General features: G+C 59.7%; 10 protein-coding genes. 5 read left to right on the plus strand and 5 right to left on the minus strand.

The features are described 5' to 3' along the window. Window positions 1–220: 220 nt before the first annotated feature. Window positions 221–1282 (minus strand): LacI family transcriptional regulator, encoded by a 1062-nt coding sequence (locus AC13RC_RS13100; protein ID WP_233789874.1) that lies wholly within the window; start codon window positions 1280–1282, stop codon window positions 221–223. A gap of 233 nt (window positions 1283–1515) precedes the next feature. Between AC13RC_RS13100 and AC13RC_RS13105 the strand changes: the two genes are divergently transcribed. Then, a complete protein-coding gene (locus tag AC13RC_RS13105) occupies window positions 1516–1665 on the plus strand; it encodes a hypothetical protein (RefSeq protein WP_015342612.1) in 150 nt (49 codons plus the stop codon). 99 nt (window positions 1666–1764) lie between these two features. Here AC13RC_RS13105 and AC13RC_RS13110 read toward each other — a convergent pair whose 3' ends face one another. Then, window positions 1765–2556: an HpcH/HpaI aldolase family protein gene (locus tag AC13RC_RS13110; protein ID WP_113329762.1), complete on the minus strand. Its 792-nt coding sequence runs from the start codon at window positions 2554–2556 to the stop codon at window positions 1765–1767. 336 nt (window positions 2557–2892) lie between these two features. Continuing rightward, complete coding sequence (locus AC13RC_RS13115) at window positions 2893–3291, minus strand: VOC family protein (RefSeq protein ID WP_145318498.1); 399 nt, start codon at window positions 3289–3291, stop codon at window positions 2893–2895. Window positions 3292–3393: 102 nt separating this feature from the next. Here AC13RC_RS13115 and AC13RC_RS13120 point away from each other — a divergent pair, with 102 nt between their 5' ends. Beyond that, the gene (locus tag AC13RC_RS13120; RefSeq protein WP_488557372.1) at window positions 3394–4104 is read left to right on the plus strand and encodes a helix-turn-helix transcriptional regulator; all 711 of its coding nucleotides are present in this window, start codon (window positions 3394–3396) and stop codon (window positions 4102–4104) included. Between the two features lie 42 nt (window positions 4105–4146). Here AC13RC_RS13120 and rhaI read toward each other — a convergent pair whose 3' ends face one another. Beyond that, window positions 4147–5439, minus strand: coding sequence for an L-rhamnose catabolism isomerase (rhaI, locus tag AC13RC_RS13125; protein WP_488557373.1), 1293 nt, complete (start codon window positions 5437–5439; stop codon window positions 4147–4149). Between the two features lie 235 nt (window positions 5440–5674). Further along, complete coding sequence (locus AC13RC_RS13130) at window positions 5675–7771, minus strand: bifunctional rhamnulose-1-phosphate aldolase/short-chain dehydrogenase (RefSeq protein WP_488557374.1); 2097 nt, start codon at window positions 7769–7771, stop codon at window positions 5675–5677. Window positions 7772–7978: 207 nt separating this feature from the next. Here AC13RC_RS13130 and AC13RC_RS13135 point away from each other — a divergent pair, with 207 nt between their 5' ends. The 3 genes from AC13RC_RS13135 (at window position 7979) to AC13RC_RS13145 (ending at window position 11449) form a co-directional block, all read left to right on the plus strand. Continuing rightward, window positions 7979–8791: a DeoR/GlpR family DNA-binding transcription regulator gene (locus tag AC13RC_RS13135; RefSeq protein WP_152093276.1), complete on the plus strand. Its 813-nt coding sequence runs from the start codon at window positions 7979–7981 to the stop codon at window positions 8789–8791. Between the two features lie 53 nt (window positions 8792–8844). After that, on the plus strand, window positions 8845–9840 hold the full coding sequence (gene rhaS, locus AC13RC_RS13140; RefSeq protein WP_075853916.1) for a rhamnose ABC transporter substrate-binding protein: 996 nt from the start codon (window positions 8845–8847) through the stop codon (window positions 9838–9840). Window positions 9841–9913: 73 nt separating this feature from the next. Next, on the plus strand, window positions 9914–11449 hold the full coding sequence (locus AC13RC_RS13145) for a sugar ABC transporter ATP-binding protein (protein WP_488557375.1): 1536 nt from the start codon (window positions 9914–9916) through the stop codon (window positions 11447–11449). The last annotated feature ends 4 nt before the right edge of the window (window positions 11450–11453 follow it).

An 11453-nucleotide genomic window follows, 5' to 3' on the forward strand; every position in this document is an offset into this window, starting at 1 on the left:
AGCCGCGCGCGGCGAGGCCTCCACGCCTGAACAATGTGCCTTGCCGATGAGCTTCCTCACTCGAAATCGGCAATTCGTAACGTTACGATTATGGAAAAGAGGAAGACTGTCAATCAGCGATTTTCTGGTCGATTAACGTTTCAATATTGTGCAATCTGCAAATTCGTAACGTTACGAATACCTTCTCGCTGCCTGCTCATCCTGCGAGCAGCAATATTTTTCAAGCGTGACGTGACTGGCTTTGATGATCGACGAAGGCGGCTTGGACGACTTCGCGCAGATCGGCCGGATTTTCGCCGGCGATTGCCCGATGCAGGAAGGCCGCCAATCGCTCGCCTATGGCATGGTTCGAATAGTGAAAGGTACTCAAAGGCGGGTTAAAGAAATCCGGCAGTGCGGTGCCGCCATAGGTAATCAGCGCGAAATCCCTGCCGGCCTGCCGCCCGGCATCGCGCAGGCCGGCGAGGAAACCGAGAGCTGCCTCTTCGCTGGCAACGAAAGCGGCGGTCGCTGCGGGATTCTGCGCTGCTATGTGCTTTGCCATCTCGCGACCATTGTCGGGTGTCGCCGTGGTGAAATGGATGCCATCATCAGGCACATCGAGATGATGCTCGGCAAAAGTCCTGCGCCACCCTCTTACGAATTGCAGGCTGTAGGTGAATTGCTGGTTGGGCGCGATCAGCAGCGGCATATGGTGGCCGGCATCGAGCAGAAGGCGTGCAGCCTCTGCGCCGATCACTTCATGATCGAGATCGATGCTCGGATGAACGCTCAAGAGCTCTGTCCGCCCGAAGGTGACAAAAGGCATGCCGACTTCAAGCAGGTATTTGACGCGATCGTCCTGTGGTGTCGTATGCGTGATGATGACGCCGTCGACCGATCCCTCCTCGACGATATCGCGCACCGTCGCGAGCGGATCATCTGCCTGGAGCTGCGGGACGATTGTCGTTCGGTACCCTCGCGACTTCATATAGCGCGAAGCGCCTTCGATCAGCGAGGCAACGACAATGTTCATCTCGCCCTCACGCCCGAAAGGCAGCACGATGCCGATGGCGTGGGTTTTGCCGGTGCGCAGATTGATGCCACCGAGATTGGGACGATAGCCCAGCTCGCCCGCAACGCGCTTGACCAGTTCGATGGTCTCGCGATTGACCTCTGCGCCCTCCTTAAGGGCACGGCTGACCGTCGTGACCGAAAGACCGAGAGCCGTAGCAACGGTCCGCAAGGTCACGCGCTGACCTACTTCGCGACGCAAGCCGCGCCCCGCCGCCAATCCCTGCACCTTCGACAAATCATTCCGCTCCGCCATGTCGGGGCGAGAATGCCCGCAGGCGGGTGACGATGCAAGCGCAGGCTGCGATCAAAGTCGACAAGGGGGGAAGGTCGTGTTTGGGCTGTTATCCGATAGTATCACCCGACATCGGGGCACAACCTTGAGCATCTGTATTCAGCTCGCATTCAGAAAAGCAATTTTAAGATGCATATCGTTAGTCATTCTATCATTAGGGGAAACTCATGGACAAATACACCAAAACTGTTTTGACAATCATCGCCGTCGCGCTCGCGGCAATCGCCATCCAAAACACAATCACGCCGGCACAAGCGGTCGGTGGCGGCTGCGGTACCGAGACCTATCGGCCCTGCTATGTAAAGCTGGTGAACTAGAGCGGATCCAGATTTTAGGTTGAACAGACCTAAATCATCCGGCTCTAGCGCAACCACCGCTGCCCGTGGGATACCTCGGGCAGCTTTTATCTCAGCCGATTATGAATCAGCGCCTTTTCGCGCAGCCTGAATGGCCGTGCGGGCGCCGGCGCGCAGCTGCGCCGTTTCCGTGCCGGCGATAACCAGATCGAGGCCAAGCTTCAGATATTCCCCGGCGCGGGCGCCATCGCCGCCGAAGGCGCAAATGACCTTGCCGTGGGCGCGGCAGCGTGCCAGCACGGTTGCAAGCGCCTGATCGATCGCGGCGCTATCGGGTGCAAGACGGGCGCCGTTCGAAAGCGCGATCGAAAGATCGGACGGGCCAACAAAGATACCATCGATGCCGTCGACTGCGAGAATCTCGTCGATCGCATCGAGTGCCATGCGGGTTTCTACCATGGCGATGGTGGCGGTCAGGCTGTTGGCGCTCTGCAGATAATCTTCAGCTGGCAGGCCGAAATGATTGAGCGCCAGCGATGGCCCCCAGCTCCGCTCACCGAGCGGCGGATATTTCGTCGCTTGCACCAACGCGCGCGCATCATCGGCAGAATTGATCATCGGCGCGATAATCGCGGAGGCGCCGGCATCGAGAAGGCGTGAGGCAGAGGCAAAATCGCCGACGGGAATGCGGGCAATCGCCGGCTTGCCGGCCAGGCGCACATAGGCAATCCCGTTGGCGGCAGACTCCATGTTCCACATGCCATGCTGCATATCGAGCACGATGGTGTCGAAGTCTTCCTGCGCCAGATGATTGACGAGCATCGGATCGGGTATGCCGACCCAGCCGGAGATCATGCCGCCATTCTCGCGGCGTTTCAGGCGTCCGGTAAAACCGTTCATGTCAGTCGTCATCGTCTTTCCTCACCTATCAACAGCAGGGCTCTGTCTTTTTGCCAGCCTCGATCGCCAAATCAAGGCGAGCCGTTGCAAGCGACAATACCCAATTCCCACTGTCGGGCCACTCGAAAGTGCACATGCGACTGAAGCAAATCGACGAAGCACGGCTGCGACCATCGTCGGTTGCCGTGCCGAAAGATGATTTCAAATCTGCCAGACGACCATGACAAATATGCAGCTATTTAAGTCGGTTGGTCACGCTCGCAAGACGCCAAGGCGTGACTGAAGACGAGAGATGCCGACAGGCAGACAACATCGCCCAACCGCAGGATTTCGCCGGCTCCTTATCGCTCAACGATCAGCAAAACGCTGCTTCGCAAAGTCCGTAACAGGCGTGTAAAGGCTGATGAGCGTTCCCTCGGGATCGCGGATCTGCCCTGCCCGGTTGCCCCAGGGCATCAGCTTCGGTTCGTGCACGACCTCCACCTTGTCCTTTAGCTTTGCAAATTCGGCATCAACATCACCAACCTGGAATTCGATGATGACAGAGCGATTGGCGCAGGGCTCGGCACTGCCCTCCTTGAACAGGGCGACGGTCTCGGCGCTTCCGATCGCAAGCGTCGCCGCGGGGGTGACGATCTCGGCAAAGACCGGGGCCAGCCACTCCGCTGCCTGACCCGTGACCATTTCATAAAAGCCGACCATTTTCCTGATGTCTGAGGCGATCAGACGCGTGGATGCCAGTTTCATCGCATACTCCTTCAAAAGGCCCGCCGAACATATCGTTGGCGGCTTGAAGGCTCTTGTTGCATAAGGCTGTTGCCACCATACTGGCAGCAGGAGTCAGCAGGAATGCGTCGCGCCGACCGTTTGTTTCAGATCATACAGATATTGCGCCGGTCGAGCCGGCCGGTGACCGCTGCCGCGCTGGCGGGTGAGCTCGAAGTCTCCAAACGCACGGTCTATCGCGACGTCGCCGATCTGATGGGCCAGCGCGTGCCGATCGAGGGTGAGGCCGGCTTCGGATATCTCCTCTCGCCCGGCTACGAAATGCCGCCGTTGATGCTGACACCGGAGGAGATCGAGGCTGTCGTCCTCGGAGCGCAATGGGTTGCAAGCCGCGCCGACAAGGCCCTTGCCAATGCCGCACGCGATGTGGTTGCCAAGATCACCACCATCGTGCCCGAGCACTTGCGCCCCTTCATCCTCGAGCCGAGCGTCGGCGCCAAACCGCTTCTTCAGGAAGCTGAAGAGGAAAACATCGACCTGCCAATGCTACGGGCGGCAATCCGCGAGGGACGAAAACTTCGTCTGCGTTATCGGTCCGATGCGGGGGCGGAAAGCACAAGAATGGTTTGGCCCATCATCCTCGGCTATTCCGACACGAGCCGCATTCTGGTGGCCTGGTGTGAGCTGCGCCAGAGCTTCCGGCATTTCCGCACGGAGCGCATTCTCGCAGCCGACATGCTCGACGAAAACTATGGCCTGCGGCCAGGCGAATTGCGGCGTCGCTGGTCCGCCTGGCGAGAGGCCGAACTCCAGCAATTGGGGCAGGCGCGATAGGCATCGGGTGCCGGCGCCATTTTGTGCCGGCACCCGATAATCTCAGATGATCCCGCCGCCGCCGGCAACGGAAGCTGGACGCTCTCCGGCAACCTTGCGGCGATAACCGCTCTCCCTGTAGGTGGCGACCGGATCGATGGCACCACCGGCGCGGCGGCGAGCTTCGGCCAGGATCGGTTCGACATCGGCGCGATAGGCGCGTTTCAGCGTTTCCGATGCCATCAGCGCGTCATTCGCGTCCTGATACTCGCTAAGTGCATCGCGATCGACGATCAGCGCCTGCGCGTAGGCGCGGCGGATCTCGTTGGCGCTGGAAATCAAGCTCTCGATCGGATCGGTCACGTTATGCGACTGGTCGATCATATGCGCCGGATTGAAGTCGTTCACTCCGCACCGTTCCGCATCGACCAGCTCGTTGAAGACGAGGAACAGGCGGTAGGGCTCGATGGCACCGGCATCGAGATCGTCGTCGCCATACTTGGAATCGTTGAAGTGGAAGCCACCGAGCTTGCCGAACTGGATGAGGCGCGCGACGATCATCTCGATATTGGTATTCGGCGCGTGATGGCCGAGATCGACGAGGCAATGCGCTTTGGGGCCGAGCGTCTGCGCGATCAGATAGTTGGTGCCCCAGTCCTGCACGACCGTCGAATAGAAGGCCGGCTCGTACATCTTGTGCTCGGAAAACAGTCGCCAGTCATCTGGCAACGCCTTGTAGATATCGGCCATGGCGGCGAGATAGCGCTCGAAGGCCTTGGTGAAATTGGTCTGGCCGGGGAAGTTGGAGCCGTCGCCGATCCATACCGTCAGCGCCTTCGAGCCGATCGCCTTGCCGATTTCGATGCATTCGATGTTGTGCTCGACAGCCTGGGCGCGGGTTGCCGCATCGACGTGGCTCAGCGAACCGAACTTGTAGGAATGTGCCTGACCGGGCGCATCGGAGAAGGTGTTGGAATTCATGGCGTCGAAGCCGAGGCCGAGTGCATCGCCTTTCGCCTTCAGCTCCTTTGCGTTGGCCTTATCCCAGGGAATATGCAGCGAAACCCGCGGCGTCGCCCGCGTCAGCTGCTGAATGACGGCGCAATCGTCGAGCTTGTCAAAAATGCCGCGCGGCTCGCCGGTGCCGGGAAAGCGCGCAAAGCGCGTGCCGCCGGTGCCGACGCCCCAGGAGGGAACGGCGACGAAGAATTCGGAGACCTTCTTCGTGACGGCCTCGATGTCGACGCCGCGGCGCGAAAGCGTGGCGCCCAGCGCCTCATAATCGGATTTCAGCGCGGCGGCGCGCTTGTCGTTTTCCGCAGCCACGAGATCGGGCGCAATCCTGTATTCGGTCATTCTTTCCTCCCAAGTGCGTCATTCGAAACATTATCGTGCGACGACCCTGCAGGCCATCACCCGCCCTCGCCCTTCGAGGACCTACGGGTCACCTCAGGGTGAGGGCTGATCTCACCGTCAGTTGGCGCAAGCACTGCTCCACCCTCTTGGTGAGGTGCTCTGCCGCAAGAGCGAAGCGAGCGCGCCAGCGCCTCGAACCACGAGTGTGGCTCCGAGGCCACCGCTTCCCTTGAAACTAGCGCGTAAAACTCTGCGCGTTGCCGGCGTCGACGTTGATGATGTTGCCCGTCGATTTGGCAGAAAGGTCCGAGGCCAGGAAGTAGATCGCCTCGGCGATGTCCTCCGGGAAGACATTCAGCTTCAGCATCGAGCGCTTGCGGTAATGTTCTTCGAGCTCGTCCACCTCGATCTTCGAGGAGGCAGCGCGCTGCTCGCGCCACTCGCCGTTCCAGATCTTCGAGCCACGCAGCACGGCATCGGGATTGACCGTGTTCACACGAATGCCGGCTTCCGCACCTTCCAGAGCCAGGCAGCGGGCCAAATGAATCTCGGCAGCTTTTGCGGTGCAGTAAGCGGCAGCATTCGGCGAGGATGCAAGGCCGTTCTTGGAGGCGACGAAGACGACATTGCCACCAAGGTTCTGGCGACGGAACAGCCGGAAGGCTTCGCGCGAGACGAGGAAATAGCCGGTCGCGAGGATATCGATATTGCGGTTCCACATCGAAAGCTCGGTGCTCTCGATGGGCGCTGACGATGCGATCCCGGCGTTTGAGACCAGGATATCGACGCCGCCGAATTCGACGCAAGCCTCTGCAAAGGAGGAGATGACGGCATCTTCCTTTGTCACGTCGAGCTTGACGCTGCGCACGGCATCGGCACCATATCGCTTGGCGAAATCGGCCTGTGTGCTCTCCAGCGCCGCCTGGTCGATGTCAGCCAGAACCACACAAGCGCCCTCGCCCACCAGGCGAGCCGCCGTCGCACGGCCGATGCCGCCGGCGCCGCCGGTCACGAAAGCCACACGGCCGGCAAGACTCTTCGGCTTCGGCATGCGCTGAAGCTTCGCCTCCTCCAGCAGCCAATATTCGATATCGAAGGCTTCCTGCTCAGGCAGGCCCTGATATTCGGAAACCGTGGAGGCGCCACGCATAACGTTGATGGCGTTGACATAGAACTCGCCGGCAATACGGGCGGTCGCCTTGTCGCGGGCAAAAGACAGCATGCCGACACCGGGCACGAGGAAGATCACCGGGTTCGGATCGCGCATGGCAGGCGAATTATCGTGCTTGCAGTCGTTGTAATAGCGGGCGTAGTCAGCGCGGTAATCTTCCAATGCCTTGTCGAGACCGGCGATGACGGCATCGACATCGGGCTTGGCCGGGTCGAAATCAACGATCAACGGGCGGATCTTGGTGCGTAGAAAGTGATCCGGGCAGCTCGTACCGAGCGCGCCGAGTGGGCGAAGGTTCTTCGAATTGACGAATTCGAGCACGGCATCCTGATCGTCGAAATCGCCGAGCTTACGCTCCGCCTTGCCGATGCGGCCGCGGATTTCAGGCATCAGCCGGGCGGCGATCGCACGACGCTCCGCCTGCGGCAGGCTCTGGGTGATGGCACCGCCGAAAATCGTCTTGCCTTCCGTCTTGGCTGCGAACCATTCGATCGCCTTGTTGATGATCGCGAGCGTCAGCTCGTAGCAGGCTTTGGCATCATCGGCCCAGGTGAAGAGACCATGGCTTTCGAGCACGACGCCCTTGGCATTCGGATGCGCCTTGACGAAGGCTTCGAGATCGAGGCCGAGCTGGAAGCCGGGACGGCGCCAGGGCAGCCAGCCGATCTCGTCGCCGAAGATTTCGCGCGTCAGCTCGCGCGAGTTCTTCGAGGCGGCGATGGCGATGATGGCATCCGGATGCATGTGGTCGACATGGGTGAACGGCACGAAGCCATGCAGCGGCGTATCGATCGAAGCGGCACGGGCGTTGAGGTTGAAAGTGCAATGCGGCAGGAAGCCGACCATGCGGTCCTCGTCTGCAACGCCCTGATAGATGTTCTTCAGGCTGTCCAGCTTGTCCTGATAAAGCGTGGCGAAACCGTCAAGCTTGATGGTGCCGACATCGCCGCCGGAGCCTTTGACCCAGAGCACCCTAACCTTCTCGCCGGAGAGCGGATCGGGTTCCATGACCTTGGCCGACGTGTTGCCGCCGCCATAGTTGGTGATACGCTTATCGGCACCGAGCAGATTCGACCGATAAAGCAGCTTGCCAGGCTCATCGAGCCCATCAGCATATGCATCATCCCAACGGTTTTCCAGAAGCTGAACGCCAGCCGCCATGTCATCCTCCCTTGAAATCAAGTCTTTCGGGCAGATCGGATCATGATGGAACCGCCCTTTGTGAGCAGGGTATCGCTCACGTATAGTCGCCTTGTCAATCGAAAACGATCAAATTCGATAATGTTGCGATGCAATATGAAAGTTTATGATCGTTTATGATTGACACTTTGTCATATTTGCGAAATAACCGCCGACAAGGAGGAGCCAATGCACGAACGCGAACGCCATCGCATTATTCTGAGCGCCGTACAGGAAAAGTCCGTCGTGACGATTCAGGATATTTCCGAGCTGACCGAGGCTTCGGAAGCGACGATACGCCGTGATATCGCTGCCCTGCACGTACAGGGAAAGATCAGGCGTGTGCGCGGCGGAGCGGAATCGATCCATCCTCCGCAGCTCGGCAATCTGGCAGCGCGGCCGTTTCGTGTATCCGAAGCCGTCAACATCGATAGGAAGCGCGCAATTGCGCGCAAGGCCGCTGAACTCTGCAATCCCGGCGACGCCATTATCATCAATGGCGGCACGACGACATTCCAGCTGGTTCACTATATCTCGGCCTTCCGGCTGCAGGTGATGACCAATTCCTTCGCGATCGCCGAACACCTGGTCAAGCATTCGAAGAATAACGTGACGGTGCCGGGCGGCGCGATCTATCGCGAACAAAGCCTGATCCTCTCGCCCTTCGACAACGATACGATCCGCAATTTCTATGCTCAGCGCATGTTCATCGGTGCGCAGGGCGTGGGCCCGCTGGGCGTCATGGAAGCCGACGCGCTGGTCATCCAGAGCGAGCAGAAGCTCATGCGCCAGGCCGACGAACTCGTCGTCATGGTGGATTCAAGCAAATTCCGCCAGCGCTCCAGCCTGATCCTTTGCCCGCTCGATCAGGTCTCGACCATCATCACCGATGACGGTGTTACCGCCGAAACCGTGCGCATGATCGAGGATGCGGGCATTTCGCTCATTATTGCAAATGTTTCGGCTGAAGCCGAGGAGGAAGATTCCCCGTCGGTCGCATGAGACGCGCGGCTCAGGTGGGGTGAGCATGCCTATTAACTTTGGGAGGAAGTGACATGAATATTGCAAAGAAATTGGCGATCGGCGTCGCGCTCGCCGCCACGCTTTTCGCCGGCGCGGCCAGTGCAAAGGACATCAAGATCGGCCTCGTGGTGAAGTCGCTGGGCAACGGCTTCTTTGAAGCCGCCAACAAGGGCGCACAGGAAGCCGCAAAGGATCTCGGCGGCGTGCAGGTGATCTACACCGGCCCGACCTCGACCACGGCCGAAGGCCAGATCGAAGTCATCAACTCGCTGATCGCCCAAGGGGTCGATGCCATCGCGATTTCCGCAAACGATCCCGACGCAGTTGTTCCGGCCCTTAAGAAGGCGGCACAGCGCGGTATCAAGGTGATCTCCTGGGATTCCGGCGTCGCCAAGGCTGGCCGCATCCTGCAGCTGAACCCCTCGTCCAACGAACTGATCGGCAAAATGTGCCTGACCCTCGCCAAGGATCACCTCGACGGCGGCAAGGGCAATTTCGCCATCCTGTCGGCAACGACCACCTCGACCAACCAGAACATCTGGATCGGCGAGATGAAGAAGCAGCTGAAGGATTTCCCGGGCCTCAACCTGGTGACAACAGTCTATGGTGACGACCTCTCCGACAAGAGCTATCGTGAAGCCCAAGGCCTCCTGACCTCGCATCCGGAAGTCAAGGTCATCGTCGCTCCGACGACGGTCGGTGTGCTCGCTGCTTCGCAGGCGGTCAAGGATGCCGGCAAGATCGGCCAGGTCTATGTGACCGGTCTCGGCCTGCCGTCCGAAATGGCCGGCGCCATCAAGTCCGGTGCGACGAAGGAATTTGCGATCTGGAACCCGATCGATCTCGGCTATTCCGCAACGCAGATCGCCTATCGCCTCGTCAAGGGCGAGACCGACGGCAAGCCGGGCAGCGAGATCAATGCCGGCCGCATGGGCAAGATCAAGGTTGGCGAAAACGGCGAAGCCGCCATGGCTGATCCGTTCGTCTACAATGCTTCGAACATCGATCAGTTCTCCAAGGTTTTCTGATCGAAAATCGAACTCGCAGCTCTCCGGCGGCATCAGCCGCCGGACCTGGTTTCATTGATCCGGTACATTGCTGATGACCACAGTCCTTCAACGCTCCATCGCGGACGCACCAGCCGCGAACAATCAGGCCATTCTGGAAATGCGCGGCATTTCCCAGATCTTTCCCGGCGTCAAGGCGCTGGATGGCGTCAGCATTTCGCTCTATCCCGGCAAGGTGACCGCGCTGATCGGCGAGAACGGGGCGGGCAAATCGACCCTCGTGAAGATTTTGACCGGCATCTATCGTCCTAACGAAGGCGAGATCCTCGTCGATGGCAAGCCGACGGCCTTTGCGAATGCGCAGGCCGCGATCGATGCCGGCGTCACGGCTATTCATCAGGAAACCGTACTCTTCGACGAGTTGACCGTCGCCGAAAACATCTTCCTTGGTCATGCGCCGCGCACATCCTGGCGCACCATCGACTGGAAGAGGATGAACAGCCGATCGAAAGAGCTTCTGCAATCTCTCGAAAGTGCGATCGATCCGACAACCCGATTGAAGGACCTCTCCATCGCGCAGCGCCATCTTGTGGCAATCGCACGCGCCTTGTCGATCGAGGCCCGCATCGTCATCATGGACGAACCCACCGCCGCCCTTTCCCGCAAGGAGATCGACGATCTCTTCCGCATTGTCGAGGGGCTGAAGGCGAAGGGCAAGGCCATCCTCTTCATCAGCCACAAGTTCGACGAACTCTATGAAATCGCCGACAATTTCGTCGTGTTCCGCGACGGCCGCGCCGTCGGCCATGGAGAATTGAAGTCCACACCACAGGACGAAATCGTCCGCATGATGGTCGGACGCGATGTCAAGGACGCCTTCCCGAAAGTGCCGGTGACGATCGGCGCAACCGTTCTTGAAGTCGACAAATACTGTCACCGCACCGAATTCCGCGACATTTCCCTCAAGCTTCGGCGCGGCGAGATCCTCGGCGTCTATGGCTTGATCGGCGCCGGACGCTCCGAGCTTTGCCAATCGCTCTTCGGCATCACCAAACCGCTGTCCGGACGCCTGACGCTCGACGGACAGGAAATCCAAGTGCGATCGCCGCAGGATGCCATTCGCGCGGGAATCGTGTATGTGCCCGAAGAGCGCGGTCGCCACGGCCTGGCACTGCCGATGCCAATCTATCAGAATATGTCGCTACCTTCACTCGGGCGCACGTCGCGCAAGGGCTTCCTGAAGGCAGCCAACGAATTCGCGCTTGCCCGCAAATATGCGGAACGGCTCGATCTGCGCGCTGCCGCACTTTCCGTGCCCGTCGGCACGCTGTCTGGCGGCAACCAGCAGAAGGTGGTCATCGGCAAATGGCTCGCGACGCAGCCGAAGATCATCATTCTGGATGAACCCACCAAGGGGATCGATATCGGCTCGAAGGCCGCCGTCCATGGCTTCATCAGCGAGCTGGCCGCCGAGGGCCTCAGCATCATCATGATTTCTTCCGAACTGCCCGAGATCCTCGGCATGTCGGATCGTGTGCTGGTCATGAAGGAAGGCCTGTCCGCTGGCCTTTTCGAGCGCGAGGGGCTCACGCCGGAAACCTTGGTGCGCGCCGCCACTGGAAATGCATAGGGAG

Source organism: Martinezella sp. CNPSo 3890, from assembly GCF_057784455.1.